This window comes from Sphingobacterium sp. xlx-96, from assembly GCF_011007365.1.
GTDB lineage: Bacteria > Bacteroidota > Bacteroidia > Sphingobacteriales > Sphingobacteriaceae > Sphingobacterium > Sphingobacterium luzhongxinii.
This window is the reverse complement of sequence record NZ_WFKM01000010.1, coordinates 92,269-113,866: the sequence shown is the minus strand read 5'-3', so window position 1 is coordinate 113,866 and position 21,598 is coordinate 92,269. Positions and strand designations below refer to the sequence as shown.

The following is a 21,598-nucleotide window of genomic DNA, read 5'->3' as shown; positions in this document are numbered from 1 at the left end:
TAAATATATTCTAAAAATGAAAAATAGTGGTTTAGGAATAATCTTCCTGATTTTTACAACCCTCTCAAGCTATGCGCAGGGAATAGCTTTTAAAGATTTGGATTACGAGACGGCACTTACTCTTGCAAAAAAGGAAAATAAAAATATTTTCGTAGATGTATATACATCTTGGTGTGGGCCTTGTAAAAAAATGACAGCTGATGTTTTTCCTTTAAAGGAAGTAGGCGATTACTTTAACCCTAACTTTATAAGCCTCAAATTGGATGCAGAGAAGCAAGCTTCACATGGTGTTTTCCAAAAGTTTAAACCTTCAGCTTATCCAACTTATTTTTGGATTGATAGTAACGGCAATTTGTTAGGTGTCGAAACAGGCATGATGTCCCCTAAAGGTTTAATTCAATCCAGTGAGCGTGCTGTTTTATCAAATATTTCTAATGAGTTGGCTGAATATGAAAAGCAATGGAATGCGGGAGATCGGAGCTATGCTTTAACTACGAAATATACCAGGCTTTTGGGGAAAACCGCCCCAGAGAAAGTGATGCCTATAATGGAAGAGTATCTTAAATCTTTAAGCGAAGAGGAAATACAGAAAAAAGAGGTAACATCTATATTAAGTGGATTTATGCGTACCCCTAAAAAAGGTATAGCGCTTGATTATATATTAAAGTATCCAGAGGCAATGGAAAAAAATATGACCTCAGCAACGTATAATACTTCGATGTATAGAATGATAATCCGGACTGGCAATGTTGCATTGAGCCAAAAAAATTTAGAGAGGTATAACAATCATATTGCACTGATGAAGGCTTCAGAATTGCCCAATAAACAAATGTATTTGGATCTGTTGGATGCTGAATACCAACTTAATAATGGACTGTACAGTCAAGGGTTTGATAATGTGGTTCAGATTCTTAATACCTATGGCGAAAAATTTCCTTATTTATACCGGGAATTGTATTACTCATTATTACCATCCGGTTTTTTGAGCAAATACGAAATCACCAAGAAGCAATCTGACGAGTTGATTGCTATGGCTAAAAATGCATTTAAATATGCACCTACTAAAGAAGCGATTACTTTTTTAGCTTCTGCATATGCAAAAGCTGGTGATTATAAGTCGGCATACGAGGTCTCGTCAACCAGCCAGTTTTATGAGGATCCCATTCTTCCAGGGATATTATTTAAACATATGAATTTGAAAACAAGAGTTAAATAGATATTGTTGCCATACCCCTAATGCAGAAAACGTTAGGGGTATTCATTATTTTAATAAGCAACAGACTTGTTGATATCCAGCCATCATTTGATCCCAATATACACAGCCGTTATTAGTTTGGTTGTACTTTGATGAGATGAGAATCTAGAAGGGATGGTTAGAGCTACATTTGAGACAGGAACTTATCCAGAACTTATTATTTCACTAGGCAGAAGATGTTATCTAAGAGTTCAGGGAGAATAAAAGCTCCAAGGTATTGAAATAAGGGTTGTATCGCTAGAGAAAGTCATGAGTAAATCTGCGAAGCTTTCTTACAGTTTGTACGCTAGTGCACTACCTTCCTGGAATAAGATAACTGTCTACTTTCGAGTTTTTTGGTTTGTTCGTGCTGACCTATCCCTCCCTAATCAATAGTTGTGTTTTTTTCGTCTTTGCCTCAAGTTTCCCGATTCTGTAATAGTCGTCATTACCTTATAAAGTTTAGGCATCGTTTTTGGATTTCCTGTTGTCGCTATGTGGTGTCTTGCATGAGCTAAAAACAAAAAGTTTTAAAATTATCAAGATTGGATAAGGAAATGGAGGTGCAAAAAATATTAAACACCAATGAAAAATAGATATGCGTTGCCATTTTTTAATGCTGCGATCCAGAGATATGATATGAAGCAAAATGAGCGATAGAGGAGCGAGCAGTAACCACGGTCTTGGGATCTGATTTCCTAAATGGATCGAGTACAGTAGATGTGGTGATGTATTAAAATATGCGTAAAAATGGCTTGTTGTAAAGACTTATTCAAATAGCATAAATATTTTGTAGTTTTACTCCGAAAAGATTAAAGTACATCAATTGCTAACCGTGTGACCGACGAAAAATTCATACCTGATAACTTTGAAGAGCTTTTTCATAAAAACTATGAAAAGCTTTGTATGATCGCCGTACGGTACGTGCAGGATATAGATCTGGCTCGCGATTTGGTGCAGGAATTTTTTGTTTATGTCTGGAGCAGAAGAATGATTATTCAGCTTCAGTCTACATTTGAAGCTTATGCTGCCCGATCGATACGTAATATTTGTATCACCTATACGAAACGTCAAAAAAAACATGTCCTTTATTACGGTGATTCATTGCCTGATATTGGCTTTGATTTGCAGCAGAGCCAACAAGAACAGTCCGAGAGAGAAAAGATATACCAAGCACTCAACACGGCTATTCAGAAACTTCCAGAACAACGTCGAAAAATATTTCTGATGAGCAATCTAGAAGGATTGACCTACTTAGAAATAGCGCTGCGAAATAACATTTCCGTCAATACCGTTAAAGCGCAGATTAAAAAAGCATATGCTACTTTGCGGAGTGAATTGCCTAAAGGTATACTCGTTTTTATATTTTTAATGCGTTGATTTACTGTGTTTTTATTTTTATTTTATTTTTTTTTAATAAACCGATAACCCTATTTCCTGATTTGTGCTACTTAATAGTACATGACCAAGCATCATTCCCATAAAATGAATAGAGACAATAAATGGATTCAACAGCTTTTGGACGAACCAATGGCCGGAGGTGAGCCTTTAGATCTTAAGAAGACTGATGCGGAGATTGAAGCTGAAGAAGATGCACTATTAAGAGCGTCAGATGTGCGTGTGAAATATGGAGGGATATTTGATTCAATTACTGGATGGCAAGAGTTTAAGGACAAAGTGAATAGTCTTGAACCTCTAGAGACTAAGATTCTTCGCTGGAGAAGAACCTTTCGGTTGGCGGTGGCTTCAATTTTAGTAATTGGATTTACGACAAGTATCTATTTTTATTACTCTAAGTTAGCAACGGGGTGGGACGATAGACTAGTGAATACAGACGTATCTCCTGGAGGTAACCGTGCCACTCTTACATTAGCAAACGGGATAAGTATCGATTTAAGAGAGGGAAAGAATGGGATTGTGATAGGAGGAGATTCGATTTTATATAGTGATGGAAGTACTGTGACGGCGGATGAATCTTTTTCTGGTAAGCAGGCAAGTAGTCAAGTACTGGTGCTCACGACACCCAAGGGGGGGCAATATCAAGTCAGTCTATCCGATGGTACCAAAGTGTGGTTAAATGCCGGTTCGACCTTAAGGTACCCGACGCGCTTTGATGGCAAAAGTCGTAAAGTCCAGTTAGTTGGTGAAGCTTATTTTGAGGTTGCTAAAACTAGGTCAGAAAAGGGGAGTCAATCGTTAGTCCCTTTTGTGGTAGAGAGTGCGGGTCAGGAGGTTACCGTATTGGGGACACATTTTAACGTTAATGCCTATCCAGAGCCGGGAGAGATACGTACAACATTGATTGAGGGCTCTGTGCAAGTATCAGTGGTAGCCGAGGGTTCTAATCCTGGTACTGTTGTTAACAAAGTAATACTGAATCCTAATGAGCAGTCCATAGTTTCTGGTTCATTTTTGAAAGTAGAAGCTGTTGATGCGGAGTATAGCATGGCATGGAAAAATGGTGTTTTTATGTTTAATTATGAAAAAATCGAAGATATTATGACCGAAATTAGCCGTTGGTATGATATCGATGTGGTATACGAGGATAAGGAAATCAAACAAATTACCTTATTTGGGACTATCAGTAAGTTTGAAAATATTTCAAAAGTACTGGACATGTTTGAACGTACTGGCGTAGTGAAATTTCAACTAAAGGATAAGATACTAACCGTCCAATCTACTGTAAGTAAAACAAGAAAGTAGATAATTCCTTTAGTTATATATATACTTAATAAATGACCTAAATATGAAGCTATTAGAAGACGACTCTTGAGAAAGATTAGGATAAGATGAAAAAGGGCCTCGACGCCAATCGAAGCCCTCTAAGTCTGATTTTTTATGATTATAAACCAAAATTATTGAATAAAGCGCCTTGTCTAGTTCGACTAAAACGTACGTGGCGCTAAAAACCAGATAACAAATGTATAAAAAATTTATTGGATTTTTTTGTACGCCTTCAAGCTACATTTATAAATTTATTTTGCTTATGAAGCTCACGGCTATTTTGATTTGTCTTGCTCTTATGCAGGTGAGTGCCAGTACCTTTGGGCAAAAAGTTACCCTGAGAAAAAGTAATATCACATTAGAGAAACTTTTTTGGGAACTGCGAAAGCAAACCGGTTATGATATATTGCTTACAACGTCAAAAGCTAAAAACTCGCAAACGCTGACGGTAGATTTTAAGGATACTCCAATTGATCAAGTCATGGCACAAATTGCCGAGGACAGTTCTTTATCGTATACGATAGGAGAAAAAAACGTCGTTGTTAAAGAAAAGGTAGAGGCGGTTGCGAAGGATATTTTCAATAAGGAGCATATTGCTGTCGCGGCTATCGATGTTCGGGGAAAGATAACGGACAGTCATGGACATCCCATTAGGGGAGCCAGTATAAAACTAAAAGGATCAAAGCGTTCGACAGTAACACGCGAAGGTGGACTTTTCTTATTTAGACAGCTCAAAGAAGGAAGTATCTTGTTGATTTCCTGTATTGGTTTTGAGGAAAGAGAAGTTAAGGCTAAGTCGGATATGGGTACGATTATATTGCACGCTAGTCAGTCCAGCTTGGAGGAGGTTGATATTTTTTTTAAAAAGAAATTGGGAACTCAGGTGGATTTGAAACATAAATTTCATCTCAATCTAGGACAGGTGCTAGAGGGAGGTGTACCTGGACTGACTTTGAAACCAGCGATTACTACTAAGGAGGGGGAAGTAGAGTATTTATCTCCTTTGTGGGAAGGCTCAACGGCAAAGAATTTGCGTGAAGAGTATGAGCGTATAATTAATGGCCCCGGTGCACAAGAGTTTTTAAGTCGTTATCCTACCTATGAAGATTGGGAGAAAAGTACGAATTGGCTAAGTATGTCTAATGCCACAAAGGGAGCATCAAAGACTGTTGATGGTGGCTTGGTGCCAGAATTACAAGGGGCTAGTAACTTTGGTGCTGCAACATCTGGTATGTTGATTGTCATTGATGGATTTCCGCAAGAGAATTTTCCGAGTGACTATCCTATGAATAATGTGGAATCTGTCGAAGTGGTAAGTGATCCTGAAGAATGTCTAAAGTGGGGCCCAAAGGCTGCCGGAGGTATTGTTTTTATCACTACCAAACGGGGACAATCGGGTAAAATTCAGGTAAATTACACATCAAACTTGTATTTTTCTACACCTCCCGATAATAGTGCAGAGAAATTGCAATTGGCTTCTAGTGCTGATATATTAAGTTATTACAAAGAGGTGTATGATCGAGGTTTTGCGAAATATGATCCACGTACGATGCCTGAAAAACCTGGAACACTCCGTCCGGCCGAGTCATTGTTATTTGATTTAGGTAAAAAGAAGTTATCTCAAGAGGAGTTTCAATCAAAATGGGACTCACTCGGGAGAATTTCCAATCGAAGTCAGTTGCGTTCTTTGCAACAAAATATTTTCAACCAAAATCACTCTTTGCAATTATCAGGAGGTAGCTCGGCCTATCAGTTTTCTGTTAATGGATTGTATCGTAAAAATATGACTACAGATTTGGGGTCAAATAATCAAGAGTTTGGGTTAGGAATTCGTAATAACTTGCGGGTTTTGGAGGGTAAACTTAACGCTCGTTGGTTGATTAATCTCTCTAGAAGTTCTAATTATAGAGGTGATCTAAAGACGGCAGATTTAGATCCCTATCAGCTGTTGTTTGATGATGGTGGAGAGTATGTTTATTTTCAACGGGACGCCCAACTTAATGATCAAATGATGAATGTTGGCTATTATAATAACGGACTAAATCTATATGAAGACTTGATATCTAGTTATACAGAGCGAAAGGCTAATAGGATTGATGGTAATTTCGATGCCGATTATCAAGTGTTGAAGGGGTTAAAGTGGTCAACTGCAATAAAGTTTTCAAAGTCTAAATCAGTGGATGAAAGATTAACAGGAGCGCAATCTAGTACAGCTCGTCAATTGTTTAATGAGTATGGTGTGCCTAGCGTGGATGGCTCTGAAGTGACGTTTTATGTGCCGATAGGAGATTTGTATAAAAAAACACAATCAAGTGCATTAGAGTACCGTATCACTACAGGGCTGAAGTTCAATCATTCTTTTGACAATTACCATGATATTGCGGGTAGTTTAGATATGGGAATCGGAAGTGCCGAGTCAAAAAATAATCCGTTTGCTACGATATATGGATATAGTAGAGCCTTGGGAGTTGGTTTACCTTTGTTGGCAACACAGTCGACTGATTTGAAAAATTATAATGCTAATACGCTTGATTTTAATAAGCTTTTTGTACCAGGGATAAATGTAGAACGGTATGATCGTAATATAAATCTGAATGGTAATTTTTTGTATAGTTTCAAGAAAAAGTATGACTTAAACGTACAATACCTGTCCAGTTACATGCCAAAATATGGTTATGTGCCTGCATATGCTGCTACAGTCAGCAAATTAGCTGGAGTTTCATGGCATGTAGGTCGTGAGAATTTCTTCCGTGACCGATTATCTTTTATAGATGAAATGAAGCTTACGGTATCAGCAAATGAGGTCGGTATCCCAAAACTTTCAGCCAGTCAGGTGTCTGGAAATCGTTTTGAACAACCTGTTTGGGGCAATTCTATGATTTTTATCAGCAGCTTTAATTTTGCACAACAAAGTGGGCAAAAGAATAGAAGTATTTCGGGAGGTATTGATACGCGCTTGTTTGAAAATAAATTCGTGATGAGCTTGAAGTATAATAGGAATACATTGGGCAGTAGCGGATGGAACGGCAGAGTATCGTATGATATAGCTAGTTCGTCGTATTTTAACTCCTCTTGGATTAATATGCTTCGAGTCGGTATGGTATTTCAAAGTTTGAATCCATTTCAAGGAATGGGAATAATGTTGGGGGCGAATTCGGTGACAAATGGTGGAGGTGGAAGTGTACCTATTGGTGATGCACAAGGGTTGTTGCCGCCTAGTAAAATTAATAAAGAAGCGACTATGGATCTTGGTTTTATGGCCAATAGATATACTCTTTCGGTTAGGTATTATAATAATACTACAGAAGGTCTGGCTCAAGGACTTCTCCCAACTGATCCGTCAACAGGTTTGCAATCTAGACTCAATTACAGTAAAATATCTAACCAAGGTTTTAATATAGGTTTTAGCGCTGCTCTATTCCGAAATATTGATTTTGAGTGGCGTGTCATGATAAATGGAGCTTACAATGTTAATAAGGCATTGGAAGTTCCAAAAGAAGCTTTCTCTTTGAGACCTAGTTATTTGACAGCAGCTAGGAGTGGTTATACCACGGATAATCTTTGGAGCTTTAATTGGGCAGGTTTAGACACGTTGGGCAACCCGCAATATTTTAGAGAAGATGGTTCTGTGGTATCACGACCTGATGAGATGACTTTGGTTTACAGTGGAAAGACTAGAGCTCCTATTTCAGGAGGCGTTTTCAATAATTGGCAGTATAAGAGCGTATTTGTTGGAGCGAGACTCATGTTTAATTTTGGTCATATTATGAGACGATATACGCCTAGTATGACACCTGATATTGATAAGAGTATATGGATAGCCGACCGATGGAGAAAACCAGGAGACGAGAACCTTACGGATATACCTGCAATAGCCAAACATGATGCAACTCGTTCATTTGGACTTCAAAACGCTAGTCATACGATTATGTCTGCTGACAATATTCGTCTGCGAGAAATTCAACTAGGGTGGGAGGTTCCTCCGTCATTTTTACAATCCACCTTTTTGAAACGTTTGACGGTGTCTGGACAGGTAGAAAATGTGGCTCTGTGGACACGTAACAGCATGGATATAGACCCTGATGCGGTAAGTAACAATGGAACTGTCGGGCTTTCTCGACCAACTAACTTTGTTCTCAGCGTCAATATTGGTTTTTAAAAAAAAATGAATTATGAAGAATCTGTTTAAATTATTTTTTCTATTACCAATTGTTATCTTTTCGGGATGCGAAAAGTTTTTGGATGTTCGACCTAATAATACGGGGGCTATAAACCCGAGAACTGTAACTGACTTTGAGGAGATACTGAATAATGCTCAATTAGCCGAGGGTAATTATTTTCTTGCGGATTTAGTCAGTGATGATGTTCATCTGACTGATGGAATTCGTGATAAAGCGGGTAATAATTCTTATTATCTTAACACGTACATGTGGAATGATAAAGTGTGGGATGCTACGGACGAGGATTTGATGTATAATGATACGTATAAATATATTTTGCAAGTAAATATTGTTCTAGATAATATTATGGCTGCGATAGATGGATCTGAAGAACGTAAAGCAATAGCACAAGCACAAGCCTATATTCATAGAGCTTACTATTACAGTCAGTTGGCAGGTATATATGGGCGAGAATATAATCTGTCTACTGCCGATCAAGACTTATCCGTCCCGTTAATTTTACATCCAGATGCGAATGAATTACCTGAGAGGGCTACCGTTAAACAAGTATATAATCAGATTCTGTCGGACTTAAAAAATGCATTGGAAGCAAAAGAATTACCTGATTTTGGTGTGGATATTTTACATCCAGGAAAAGCGGCTGCATATGCACTATTAGCACGAATACATCTTATGATGGGGCATTTTGATGAAGCTTTATTACATGCCGAATCGGCTTTATCCATTAGAGATACGTTGCTAGATTACCGCTTGTTTTCGTTTGTAAATCCTTCAAAGCCGGCTTTGGGAGTGAAAGGGAAATTGACTACACTCGAAGAACAGAAAACCAATCCCGAGTTATTGTTCGGAAAAGTAACTATGGATACTGAATTTTACAATAAATTCACTGAAAATCTAGAGATAAGTAAAGGTTTGCTGGAACTCTATCAGCCTAAAGATCTTAGGTTGGCATATAACTTTGTATATACGGCAACGAATCAAAAAGCGGTTTATCCATTTTTCTCAAAATCCAATACGTGGTATACACCTTTTAACTACAGTATAGGTGTTCCAGAAATGATGCTCATAAAAGCCGAATGTTTAGCACGGACCGGACGGGAAGACGAAGCAATAGCAGTCATAAACCATCTTCGTAAATACCGTTTTAAAACAGTAGATTTTATGGAGATACAAGTTGGTGTTGAAGACCCCTTGAAGCTCGTTTTTGAAGAAAGAAGACGGGAGTTATACTTGAAAGGGGGACTACGTCTGTTCGATCTCAAAAGATTAAATAGGGAAGGAAAATACGTGACGACAATGGAGCGATTAGGAGGGACTCCCCAAACAGTAATCAAAACCTTACCGGCATTATCACCTCGTTATCTAATGCCATTTGCACCAAAATTGATTGCGAATAATAATTTAATTATCCAGAATAATAGATAAGATAGATATGAAAATAAATAAACTGAAATCATTACGATTATCTTTCTACATATTCGTTGGGGTTCTAATTCTGGGTTGCAAAAAAGAAGGAGATCCCAGTAGCCTGATAGAATATGTGAGTAAGAATATGTCTGCATATAAATATATCCCTACCAATAGTGGGGACAACGTTATTATCAATATGAATATTATTGATTTAGGTGCTCAGGAGGCAGGTTTTCGGGTACTTCTAAAAGAAAAGTATACTAGAGATGTTTTCGTTAGTGCTAGGATAGATAACAATCGGGATTTAATTGATGCCTACGATATGCTATATAATTATAAATCCCCTGTATTCGAGTCCGACTTGTTTGAGATTGTCGAACCAGAACTTATGATAAAAGCGGGCGAGGTTCAATCTTCCGATTCGGTTAAAGTTCGATTAAAAGATGTCTCAAGCTTGCCTGTCGGGCAGATGGTTTTTGTGATACCTATTAAACTGGAGAGTAAGGATAGTGGTGTGCAACTCAAAAGTGAACTCATGTTTATACGATTTAATGTTAGTGCTATAAATTTAACTGCATCATTATCGGGCATAAAGGGGGAGTCTGATATGCAGATTTTTGTGAGCAATGGCGATAGTGAAGTTCTTCCTTTACAGGTAAAGCTTAGCCAAGCCATTAATCGTCCGGCCGATGTGTTGGTAGATGATGAGGGGAGGGACGAGCTGGTCGCTGCTTATAATCTTCAACATAACACGAATTATCTCCCTTTTCCGGCAGAGTCTTACAAGCTGTATAACACGGCAACAGTCAAAGCCAATGAGACGGTATCCGCTACAGGTATTCGAGTTGAAATAGTTAACAGCGCACTGTTTAAGTCTCCCAATTTGTACATGGTACCGATAAAAGTGAATTCAAGCGACCCGAAAAATGTACTTGCCGATCCGGAGAAGGATAGGGTTAACATATTTCTGTTTGTTAGCAACATACTTAAAGGAGCTGTCCACGAATTGGTAGGAGATGTTGTCGATCGTAGTATATGGAAGATTAAAGCAGCTTATTCCGCATCGGCTACTTTCTCAATTGAAAAAATATTAGATGGCAAAAATAGCACCTACTGGCTAGGTGATACGAAGAAAGATTTGGGAGTATTTGAGATCGACATGGGAGGCACAGAAACCATTAAAGGATTCAAAATAACGCCGAGTTATGGACCATTCCAAACTTCCAATGTCTTAGAAATGGATATTTTTTCCAGTGAGGATGGCGTCAATTGGAAACAAGAAGGACGATATTTTGGAAGTCCTACCTCCCCTACAACTAATGTAAACAATCCCGATGTTAAGGTGGTAAAGTTTACTAATGCAGTGACAGCACGATACTTTAAGTGTAAAGTGCTAAAAACAACATTTTCAGCAGGACTAACCAGTATTGCAGAGTTTAATGCGATCAAATAGTTTTATTATTAATAATATACAATCATTTTAACAAAAGACAAATTTCTATGAAATACATACTCACCATACTAATGTCTATGATATTGATGGTCAATGCAAAAACACCCTATTCCACTGTAAAGGGGTCTTATAGGCATGAAACAGCCAAGCAGATAAAGTTATTTACTGTGCTCAACGGGGATATGGTTGAATATGCCTCTACGTCTCTTGGTCCAGATGGTTCGTTTGCATTTACACTTATTCCAAATGATTATGGGTTTTATTATATAGGCGATGAAAAGACTTATTTTAGGGTTTACTTGATACCGGATCAGATACTTTCTGTTAAGATCGATTCCGAATCAAATGATATAGCGTTAGTTGGGACGAGCAACCCTGAAAATATACTTGTCAATCAATGGTTTCATATTTTGAAAAAGATGGACAACATGGCAACCAAATCCAAAGGTATACTCACGACTTATATTGATTTTTATCCTGAATTAGAGAAAGTCGTTATTGATTATGGGAAGTATTTGGATCAGATAAAAACCGCAAATATCAAGTTCAATGAGGAAATGAATTACTTGGCTCAAAGTGATATTCGGTTTTTTGCATTAGCCTTCTTGGCATCCGGGCGGACAAAACATCCTGAGAAAGGAAATATTACTTCATTTCATAAAAAGGTCTTAGATGAAAAACCACTTAATTCCCAAATCTTACGACTTCCGTACGCTTGGGAATATTTAAAAGCTTATTCTTCTGTAAAGAGAACCCATATGTCAAAAAATATCGAAGGAAATTATACCGATTATCTTTTAGAACAAATAGATGGTGATGATTTAAAAAGTAGATATTTATTAAAAGAGTTAGCAAAGCAAAAAACGGCAGATAAATACAATGCATTTATGAAGATGTATGGTAGTTATTTTCAATCAGCAGATCAGAAAAACGCTGCTCAAAATTTTGGAGCTCCCTTGATGTCGACATCAAAAGGTAGCCCGGCGATTAATTTCATTTACCCCGATATTACAGGGAAAATGGTGTCGCTAAGTGATTTTGTGGGGAAGGTTGTGGTGGTAGATGTCTGGGCGACTTGGTGTGGGCCATGCATAGGAGAAATCCCTTCTCTTCAGAAATTAGAGCATGAGTTTGAAGGTAAAGATGTTGTTTTTATGAGTGTATCTGTTGATAATATGAAACATAAATGGGAAGAGTATCTTAAAAAGAACAAACTGACCGGCGTACAGCTGTTGGGTGATCAGGCTATCAGGGACAATTACAAGATTACAGGTATCCCCAGATTCATGCTGTTCGATAAGAAAGGCAATATAGTATCGGTCGATGCCCCCAGGCCTTCCAACCGCTTGCTAGGAATAATGATTAATGAAGAACTAAATAAATAAAAAAATGAAAAAAATATTGTGTATCCTAATTGTGATCTTTGCTTTTGCTAATACTTTCGCTCAAGTCAAGATCAGCGGACAATTACCGGGTAAAGGAGTTTTGGCTGTTATCTCTTTTAGCAAAAATAAGCCTTCCCTAGTAGCCAAATCAAACGTAGTCGAAGGTAAATTTGAATTCGATATAAAAAAGGAGATCGAAGCAGGTTTCTATTACATATATACAGATAATCCTCGTGTAAGATGGTATAATATACTTTACCTAAAGCCAGATGACCAGATAGTTTTAAAATTTGAAGATTACAATTCTTCTATGCGATTTGAGGGACTATTATCGAAAGAGAATAAAGCAATCGACGACTGGTATAAGTTGATTAATACGAGCAGAAGTGCAGTTTTGGATGCTACAAAGTCGTTGAATGAGATATTTCCTATACTTAGCGACACGTATCCAAAAATGCAGGAATACATCACACATTACAATAGGACAGGTAATCAATCGTTTGATGATTTCTTTAGCTATTTTATGGCTTTAGAATCCGAATATTACCTGCTACATGCCACCATTTCGGCACGTGCCAATAAAAAAGGAGAAACTATTAATTTTCCAGCGTTTTATGAGACACTTGGTAATGAAAAACTGTATAACGATATAAAACTGTTAGACATTCCTTGGGGGCTAAGATCTATTAACTCTTATTATGGTGCTATGGCTAGGTTGAAACGTAAAGACCTCCAGAATTCGTACAAAATGCCTATGTTATCATTTGTTAACAATAAAAGCATACAGAGTTATTTCCTGATTGACAGAATAATCGAATCCAAAAGTTATGATGAGGTTAATGGGTTTAAAGAAAGATTTAGTACGTTTCTTCTTCCCCAGCATCACGAACTTCTTGCTGAAAAGTTGCTGAAAATAAAAGGCTCAGGATTGTTTAAAGGTGCTGAAGCGAAAGAAATCGTTGGCGAATTAATAGATGGCAGCACAAAAAAACTATCCAATTACCTAGGTAAGCTTGTATTGGTAGATGTTTGGGCAACCTGGTGTGGACCTTGTAAACAGGAAATGCCTTATTTTGAAACATTGGCCCAAGAGATGAAAGGCAAAGATGTCGTGTTTTTATCTGTATCTATTGATAGAAATAAGTCCAAGTGGGAGGAGTACGTCCGAGATTACAAAGGGCTCAGCACCCAAGTGAGGGATGTGAAGAATCAAATTTCTACCGATTACCAGATCGAAGGTATCCCCCGTTTTATGCTTTTTGACAAACAAGGTAAAATAGTCTCTACATACGCACCTCGACCATCTGACCCAGCATTGAAACTGTTGTTGGAGAAGCAGTTGACAAAATGATGTAGAAAATAGCGGTATTTTTGAGAGCGGAGAATAAATGTATTATTCTCCGCTCTTTTATTGTAACAGTAGGCCGTTACATCTAGAAGATCTTTCCGAAGCATGGTCTTCGCTCGCTACTGAGATCTGAGTTTTTGTCAGTGAAAAAGTTGATATTATTCGTTTTAAACGTAACGTGTCAACAAAATACTTTTTTTAACAGTATGTTCATCTTTCCATAACAAACTATTTTTAGCTTTGGTCATTATTAATCCTAACTGGATGAATCGAAAATTAGATATTCAGTCTGCGGATTCGTCACGTTTAGTCAAGAGAGATTTTGATTCATTGTATGATCCACTTTAAAATATGTCAAAAATACATAGACATTCTGTGTCAGATTCGCTAAGATCAAGAATCCAACTCTATTATTGCCATAATAACATTGCGCCATAACACGATCGGATGTACCGCTCAAATAGCTGGACACGTATACGAGAAAGATTACAAAAAAAATAGAATAATGCCAGTTAATCTTAGGAATGTGTATTTCTTTGGCCTGTTATCCTGACATAATTTAGCAAAAGGAATCGTGGTCAATGCATCCAGTCCAATTAGATAGAGATACCAGCGGATATATTCGGGATGACCTTCAAGATTTAGAAAAGAGTTTAGAGGTCGTTTGGAACGGGATAAAAAGAAGACAAGGCCAATTATTCTAAAGCCATACCAAACGGTTTGACCGGCTAATTTTTGATCTGCTAATTGTTACCAAAAGAAGAGAAATTTCAAAGACGAATTTAAGTAATTAAAACGGACTTTATAAGTATCTTACGCGTATTGTCATCATAGATATAGCAGACAAGAGTATCTACATAGAGTTTTTTGATCATTTGAACAACGTTTTTTTTACAATTGACAAACTGTAAACCGCTAAATTACTAATTTGCAATAGCGTCAAAATTCGTGGTAAATACTTGTTTGTAAATCGATTTTTTAATTCTTAATTTTGATAACTCAATTATTTAACCAATGCCAGATTATTCAACACTTTCGGATATGGACCTAGTTGCCCTAGTCAAAGAAGGCAACCAATCGAGCTTTACCGAGATTTTTGAGCGGTACAAATTTGTATTACACTACCACGCTTGCAAAAAAATGGGTAATCGAGAAGATACAAAAGATATTATCCAAGAGGTTTTTGTGAATTTTTGGGAAAAGCGGAAGACCATAACCTGTAACAGTAATCTTTCTGGCTATCTGTATACCTCTTTAAGGAATAGTATACTAAATCATTTTGCACATCAAAAAGTACGGACTAAGTATGTAGATTCGATGATAGAATTTGCTGATGTAAGCACGGTTTTTACGGATCATCTGGTAAGAGAAAGACAATTTTCTGAAATCATAGAGGCTGAAATCGCTGCACTTCCCGATAAGATGAGACTCGTATTTGAGATGAGCAGAAAGTTAAATCTTAGTCATCAGGAAATTGCTGCAGAGTTGGGAATAACGGAGTCTACCGTAAATAGACAAATTTCCAATGCATTAAAGATCCTACGTACTAAACTGGGACTATTTACATATCTTCTATTTCTTATCCAAAGCTAGCTTTTAACCAAAGCCCTATACTTTCTTTTTTAATTTAAATAGCATATTTACAGCTTTTTATAATATTTTTTGTTTTTCATCTACATGTTAGGTCATTGCTTCTTGTCTTGTATACAGTATCGGGTACAAATACCGATCGCCAATAATTATGAAAAGAGAAGAAATAGACCTAATACTGGATAAATATAAGGAAGGTACATGTACGCCTGAAGAAATTGCCTTTATTGAAAGTTGGTACATGGCGTATCGGGATGGAGATTTGCAGGAGTCAATGTCTTTAGCAGAGAGTACGGAAGATCTCGATTTAGTATGGGCTGATATACAAGAGAAATTATTCATGGAGCAATCCGTAAGGCCCAATCGTCAGCTGCTCTCCTGGAGTAGGATTGCTGTAGCGGCATCTGTTTTTGTGTGCGTCAGTATAGGGCTTTACTTTTACCTAGCTGTTAAAAAAGAACTCTCATCTAGCAATGTCCAAGAAATAGTAGCAGATGATATTGCGCCTGTAGGTAATGGTGCATTACTAACACTAGCCGATGGAACTGTTATCAACTTAAATGAGAACCAAGAAGGAATTATCATCGGTTCAGATTCTATTGTTTATACCGATGGCACGGGAGTGCTAGCACATTCGGATGCGATCTCTTCAGCGCAACAAAAGGAACAAATACTCACGCTAAGCACACCAAGGGGGGGGCAATACCAAATTACATTGCCCGATGGTACTAAGGTGTGGCTTAATGCCGCAACGACTATTAAATACCCTTCCCGCTTTACGCAACAGGAACGACGTGTAGAATTGGATGGCGAAGCTTATTTTGAAGTAGCTAAAAAGGAAAAGCAAATGTTTGTGGTAAGTAGTCACGAGCAAGAGATCAAAGTCCTTGGGACACAATTCAATGTAAGCGCATATAGGGAGGATCAGCTCGTGAAGACTACTTTATTGGAAGGGTCGGTTCGGGTTCGCAATAATTATACAAATCAATCTATAAAGCTTTCTCCAGGACAACAAAGTGTAATTTTGTCAAATGATAGTAAGATTGATCTTGAAATTGCAGATGTGGAAGAGGTCACAGCTTGGAAGAATGGTTATTTCAAGTTTAATAATGAATCAATAGAAAGTATTATGCGCAAAGTTGCTCGTTGGTATGACATTGAAATACAATATCAAGATCTAATCGATGCCGAGCAAGTATTTAGTGGAAGAGTTTCAAAAGGTGAGACTTTATCTAGTGTGTTAGAATCATTAGAGTTAACTGGGGGTGTGCATTTTAAAATTGAAGGAAGGAGGATCACTGTTATGAGATAAGCTTACTTCTATGTGTAATAGACAGTCAAGTAAAAAATAACCGAAGATGCGGGAACATCTCCGGTTAAAGCTTTAACTGTTCTAATCTAACCAATATCGATAATCAATTATTTCACAACGATTAAACATTAACAAAAATATGAAATTAGATGATTTTATCAAGTGTGGGCATTTTGCTTATATACTTGGTGCATCATTATGTACTGATAGAGTACTTAAATGGAAAATTTTTATGCGTCTTAGTTTAACTGCGATTATAGTGACTTTTTTCTTTGCTCATGTAAGTGCTACAGGAATCGCGCAGCAGGTTACTTTTAGTAAGAAGAACACTTCTTTAAAGGAGGTATTCGACCAGATTGCTAAACAAACCGGTTACAATATTTTATACCAATCATCGAAATTAGAAGATTCTGAGAAATTAGATGCTAACTTCAAAATGGAGTCATTAGAAAGCGTCTTGAATCAGGTTCTTGCTAAGCAAAATCTAGCGTATACATTTAAAAATAAAACCATTGTAATAAAACCTCAAACAACTTCGTTGCCTGCAAATACGCGTATTATACAGGATGAAATTATTATTCGTGGAAAAGTTGTAGATGAACAGGGGAAGGGAATGTCCGGAGCGACTGTAGTTTTAAAAGGTCATAAACGTGTAGCCCGTACGGACACTAAAGGAAGCTTTATAATTAAAGTACCTAATGCAAATCAAATTTTGGAAATCTCTTATTTAGGTTATTTAAAGCAAGAAGTAAAGGCAAAAGCTGATTTGATAATTAAGTTAGAGCCCCAAACTTCAAACTTAGAAGATGTGGAAGTTACGGTTGGCTATTTTGCCAAAAAGAGAGAATCTTTTACAGGATCAGAATTGACTTTGAATGGTGATGAAATAAGACAGGTAGGTATGGGCAATATATTACAAACATTATCTGCATTGGATCCGGCTATCCATATGAAAGAAAGTTTGGAGTTCGGATCTGACCCAAATCGAATTCCAGATTTAACTATAAGAGGTGAAAATGGATTTGATCTAAGGGGGACAGCTGATGATGGAAAGTCTAATCCTAATGCCCCACTATTCATTTTAGATGGTGTTGATGTTAGTGCAGAGAGAATATACGATTTAGATTTGAATAGGATTGATAATGTAACTATTTTAAAGGATGCGGCAGCTACAGCTTTGTATGGTTCTCGGGGTGCAAATGGTGTAATTTTAATTAGAACGGTACGACCAAAACCAGGGGAAATCCGTACAACTTTTAACTCCAACTTTATTGTATCTACACCCGATTTGCGAGATTATAATCTAATGAACGCAAGTGAAAAACTTCATTATGAAAAATTAGCAGGAAAATGGACTGATAAATTGGGAAACTATGAAGGTCAAATGTTATTGGATATGCAATACAATGAGATCAATAAAGAAATATTGAGAGGAGTCGATACTTATTGGTTATCTAAGCCTCTTCGCACATCAATTAATCAACGTTACAATTTATACCTTGAAGGTGGAGATAAAAGTTTTCGGTATGGCATTAATCTAAGAAAGGAAAATGATCGTGGAGTAATGATCGGGTCAGGTCGTGGTAAAACAGGAATTGGTGTTGTATTTAATTATGATATTGGCAATAATTTCTTAATGCGGAATGATCTAGTCGTCGAAGAAGTTAAGGGCGATAACTCACCTTATGGTTCATTTTCTAATTTTACCAACCAAAATCCTTATGACCGGATTTATGATGGCAATGGCGATTATATTTTAATGTTGAGTAATGGTAATTATAATCCTATGATTAATGCTAGTTTACCTCAAAAAGATTATAATAAATACATTTCCATCCAAGATAATTTTAGTGTGGACTGGAGAATTATACCTTCATTACGTATGCAGGGCAGAATTAGTCTTTCTAAGCAATTGGACAAAAATGAATTTTATAGATCGCCTAATTCATCCGAATACGCAACGGAGACAGTGCCTGAAAAAAAAGGAAAGTATACCACTTTAAATAGCGAGTCGGTTGATATAGATGGGAACTTAACGATAGCTTATAACAAAGTCATTCATAAAAATGTATTTAATATAGGCATAGGAACAAATTTGCTGACCCATTCCAAAGAAGGTGAGGGATTTACAGCAACAGGCTTTTTGAATGACGATATGACTTTTGTAGAATTCGCCGCACAATATCAAGAAAATTCTAAACCTAAAGGTGTTTTTGATAAATCGACAATGGTTGGATTTTTTGGAAATGCAAACTATGGCTATGACAATCGCTATTTTTTAGATGCTTCTTATCGGACCGATGGTTCTAGTAAATTCGGTAGAGATTCTAGGTTTGCACCCTTTTGGGCTTTAGGATTTGCATGGAATGTACATAATGAGGAATTCTGGAAATCTGCGGAAAGTACTTTAAAAGTTAGAGGTTCAGCCGGAAGTACTGGCTCTTTAAATTTTTCTTCAAGCCAAGCATTAACTACCTATAGTTACGGACAGAATAGCGGTTACAATGGAAATTTAGGAGCTATCTTAATGGGGTTTGGTAATTCTTCATTAAAATGGCAAAATACACTATCTTATAACGTAGGGGTAGATTTAGGTTTATTCCAAAACTTCATGCAATTAAATCTTGATGGATATATGAAGTTAACAGAAAACTTATTGCTTCCTATCGATGTCGCACCTTCTACAGGGTTTAGTAGTTATATCGAAAATATGGGGCAAATGAAGAATATTGGGATCGATTTTCGTCTACGATTTAATTTGATTAGGGATCGAGCCAAAGACTTGAATTGGAATATTACGTTTGCTGCAATTAATAATAGAAATAGAATTCAAAAGTTGTCAAATGCATTAGAAGCTATGAATGCAGAAGCAAATAAACTTGCAAATACAACGAGTTCAAGTCCATTAAGAACTTATGAAGTTGGTCGTTCACAAAGTGCTTTGATGGTCGTTCGTTCTGCAGGAATAGATCCTGCAACAGGCAACGAGGTCTTTATCAAAAGATCGGGAGAATATACATTCGACTATGATTATAAAGATAAAGTAGTTGTAGGAGATACTAAACCGACAGTAGAAGGTAATTTTACTTCTAATTTGACCTACAAAGGGTGGAACCTTTTTACCTTGTTCCAATACCGAGTGGGCGGAAAAATTTTCAATTCAACGCTGAAAAGCAAAGTTGAAGGAGCCAACCCACTTTACAATGCCGATAGGAGAGTGTTATATGATCGATGGATTGAACCTGGCAATACGGCAAAATATAAGCGAATAGATGATACATCGGATTCCTACCAAACTACTCGTTTTGTACAAGAATATAATTCGTTCACCTTAGGAGCGCTTTCTTTGACGTATGATGTACAATCAGTATGGAAGACTAAGCTACGTGCAGAAAGAATTAAAATCATGTTCTCCACTACCGACTTATTCCGTATTTCTACAGTAAAGGCAGAACGAGGAACAGCCTATCCCTTCGCACAAACATATACTGCTGGAATTAATGTGACTTTCTAAAATTTATAGAAATGAGAATAATAATAAAAAATCTACAAATGAAATTTAAACTAGTTCTAATTGGTGTAATGATCTTTGTAATTTCCTCTTGTACTAAATTTTTGGAGGTAGATCTGATCAATCAAGTTGATGAACATAAATTGTTTTCAAAGGAGCAAGGTTATGTAGACGCCTTGTCAGGGGTTTATAGTCAAATTTCAGAACCAAATCTGTATGGACAAAAACTAAGTTTTGAGTTAATAGATGTTCTGGCTCAATATTATGATTATAATACAATTGCAGAAAATTACAAAGAACTTAGAGATTATAATTATAAAAACGCATCTGTAAAACGGGATATCGATGGAATCTGGTCTAAGATGTATGCGGCTATTGCTGCAACTAATAATATTTTAAGATGGGAGCAGAAAAATGGTGATGTCATGCGACCTCATATTCGGAAGCAGGTAGTTGGTGAGGCTTTAGCATTACGGGCATTCTTACATTTTGACTTGTTAAGAATGTTTACTGAAGATGTGAAATTCAATCATAATGCTGAGGGAATTCCTTATAACAAAGAATTTGGTGTCGCTTTGCCTCCTGTATATACGGCAGCAGAGTGTTTAAAATTAGTTCTTCTGGATTTAGAATTGGCAGGATCTCATTTAGAGGAAGATCCTATAAATGAAGTTGTTCCTTTTCAGATGTTGGATAAAAATGCTGCCGACAAATATGTTGCAAGAATAAATAAGTTTGCTGTTAAGGCCTTAATGGCGCGAGTTTATATGACTATTGGGGACAAGCTTAATGCCGTTAAATTTGCCAAAGAAGTAATTGAATCACAGAAATTCCGGTTGCTGGATTATGAAACAAGTATAGATGTACCTGATGCAGAAAGAGATTTTCTTTTTTCGGATGAACATATTTTCTCTTTAAGAAATAAAGACATACCAGAGATGTCCAAAGCTTTGCATTTTAATATTATTGGAGGAGGTGTTGTTAATCAAGCTAAACTCCCCTTTGGTGCGCCCGCCGTCATTTATTCGGCTAATAGTGATGATGCTCGTTATCAGTTTTGGTTTGATATATCCAATTTCGCTAAATATACCAGAGGAGATGCCAAACTGTTCTACCCCAAAATTCCCTTAATTAAACTTAGTGAGATGTACCTTATTGTTTCAGAAGCTTTGTATAGTACGGATCTGAACGCTTGCTTGAATTATATAAATACCCTACGTAGATCTAGAATTCGAAACGCATCCGATTGGCATTTTATAAGTAGAGATGTACTATTTGAAGAGTTGATTCGCGAATATCCAGGAGAGGGGCAGTTGTTTTATGCTTATAAACGCTTGAATAAAGATATTAAAAATAATTCCGGAATAACTGATATTCCAGCTAGTAAGCAAATCTTTGTTTTCCCGATTCCAGAAAAGGAAATCGAAACGGGGCATAGATAGATTATATC

Annotated in this window: 12 protein-coding genes; all 12 read left to right on the top strand. The window is 36.9% G+C overall.

Annotated features, from left to right (window positions below; genetic code table 11):
* Positions 1-16 precede the first annotated feature (16 nt).
* The 12 genes from G7B20_RS13265 to G7B20_RS13210 all read left to right on the top strand — a co-directional run bounded on the left by G7B20_RS13265 (position 17) and on the right by G7B20_RS13210 (position 21,590).
* The gene (locus G7B20_RS13265) at positions 17-1,216 is read left to right on the top strand and encodes a thioredoxin family protein (RefSeq protein ID WP_164111896.1); all 1,200 of its coding nucleotides are present in this window, start codon (positions 17-19) and stop codon (positions 1,214-1,216) included.
* An 855-nt stretch (positions 1,217-2,071) separates the two neighbouring features.
* Positions 2,072-2,614 carry an RNA polymerase sigma-70 factor gene (locus G7B20_RS13260; protein WP_164111895.1) on the top strand — a complete coding sequence of 181 codons (543 nt, stop codon included), beginning with the start codon at positions 2,072-2,074 and terminating at the stop codon, positions 2,612-2,614.
* A gap of 105 nt (positions 2,615-2,719) precedes the next feature.
* Positions 2,720-3,937, top strand: coding sequence for a FecR family protein (locus tag G7B20_RS13255; protein WP_164111894.1), 1,218 nt, complete (start codon positions 2,720-2,722; stop codon positions 3,935-3,937).
* Positions 3,938-4,220: 283 nt separating this feature from the next.
* Positions 4,221-8,117 carry a SusC/RagA family TonB-linked outer membrane protein gene (locus G7B20_RS13250; protein ID WP_164111893.1) on the top strand — a complete coding sequence of 1,299 codons (3,897 nt, stop codon included), beginning with the start codon at positions 4,221-4,223 and terminating at the stop codon, positions 8,115-8,117.
* A gap of 13 nt (positions 8,118-8,130) precedes the next feature.
* On the top strand, positions 8,131-9,564 hold the full coding sequence (locus G7B20_RS13245) for a RagB/SusD family nutrient uptake outer membrane protein (protein ID WP_164111892.1): 1,434 nt from the start codon (positions 8,131-8,133) through the stop codon (positions 9,562-9,564).
* Positions 9,565-9,571: 7 nt separating this feature from the next.
* A complete protein-coding gene (locus G7B20_RS13240) occupies positions 9,572-11,002 on the top strand; it encodes a BT_3987 domain-containing protein (protein ID WP_164111891.1) in 1,431 nt (476 codons plus the stop codon).
* A 47-nt stretch (positions 11,003-11,049) separates the two neighbouring features.
* The gene (locus G7B20_RS13235; RefSeq protein ID WP_164111890.1) at positions 11,050-12,387 is read left to right on the top strand and encodes a TlpA family protein disulfide reductase; all 1,338 of its coding nucleotides are present in this window, start codon (positions 11,050-11,052) and stop codon (positions 12,385-12,387) included.
* Between the two features lie 4 nt (positions 12,388-12,391).
* Complete coding sequence (locus G7B20_RS13230) at positions 12,392-13,738, top strand: TlpA family protein disulfide reductase (protein WP_164111889.1); 1,347 nt, start codon at positions 12,392-12,394, stop codon at positions 13,736-13,738.
* A 1,011-nt stretch (positions 13,739-14,749) separates the two neighbouring features.
* Positions 14,750-15,328 carry an RNA polymerase sigma factor gene (locus G7B20_RS13225; protein WP_164111888.1) on the top strand — a complete coding sequence of 193 codons (579 nt, stop codon included), beginning with the start codon at positions 14,750-14,752 and terminating at the stop codon, positions 15,326-15,328.
* 148 nt (positions 15,329-15,476) lie between these two features.
* Positions 15,477-16,637 carry a FecR family protein gene (locus G7B20_RS13220; protein ID WP_164111887.1) on the top strand — a complete coding sequence of 387 codons (1,161 nt, stop codon included), beginning with the start codon at positions 15,477-15,479 and terminating at the stop codon, positions 16,635-16,637.
* Positions 16,638-16,869: 232 nt separating this feature from the next.
* Positions 16,870-20,151: a SusC/RagA family TonB-linked outer membrane protein gene (locus G7B20_RS13215; protein WP_164111886.1), complete on the top strand. Its 3,282-nt coding sequence runs from the start codon at positions 16,870-16,872 to the stop codon at positions 20,149-20,151.
* Between the two features lie 38 nt (positions 20,152-20,189).
* Positions 20,190-21,590 (top strand): RagB/SusD family nutrient uptake outer membrane protein, encoded by a 1,401-nt coding sequence (locus G7B20_RS13210; RefSeq protein WP_164111885.1) that lies wholly within the window; start codon positions 20,190-20,192, stop codon positions 21,588-21,590.
* Positions 21,591-21,598: the final 8 nt, after the last annotated feature.

Excerpts from the sequence above, each read along its gene's own strand:
- G7B20_RS13265 (WP_164111896.1), top strand. The coding sequence starts at position 17 with ATGAAAAATAGTGGTTTAGGAATAATCTTCCTGATTTTTACAACCCTC.
- G7B20_RS13255 (WP_164111894.1), top strand. The coding sequence starts at position 2,720 with ATGAATAGAGACAATAAATGGATTCAACAGCTTTTGGACGAACCAATG.
- G7B20_RS13250 (WP_164111893.1), top strand. The coding sequence starts at position 4,221 with ATGAAGCTCACGGCTATTTTGATTTGTCTTGCTCTTATGCAGGTGAGT.
- G7B20_RS13245 (WP_164111892.1), top strand. The coding sequence starts at position 8,131 with ATGAAGAATCTGTTTAAATTATTTTTTCTATTACCAATTGTTATCTTT.
- G7B20_RS13240 (WP_164111891.1), top strand. The coding sequence starts at position 9,572 with ATGAAAATAAATAAACTGAAATCATTACGATTATCTTTCTACATATTC.
- G7B20_RS13235 (WP_164111890.1), top strand. The coding sequence starts at position 11,050 with ATGAAATACATACTCACCATACTAATGTCTATGATATTGATGGTCAAT.
- G7B20_RS13230 (WP_164111889.1), top strand. The coding sequence starts at position 12,392 with ATGAAAAAAATATTGTGTATCCTAATTGTGATCTTTGCTTTTGCTAAT.
- G7B20_RS13225 (WP_164111888.1), top strand. The coding sequence starts at position 14,750 with ATGCCAGATTATTCAACACTTTCGGATATGGACCTAGTTGCCCTAGTC.
- G7B20_RS13220 (WP_164111887.1), top strand. The coding sequence starts at position 15,477 with ATGAAAAGAGAAGAAATAGACCTAATACTGGATAAATATAAGGAAGGT.
- G7B20_RS13215 (WP_164111886.1), top strand. The coding sequence starts at position 16,870 with ATGCGTCTTAGTTTAACTGCGATTATAGTGACTTTTTTCTTTGCTCAT.
- G7B20_RS13210 (WP_164111885.1), top strand. The coding sequence starts at position 20,190 with ATGAAATTTAAACTAGTTCTAATTGGTGTAATGATCTTTGTAATTTCC.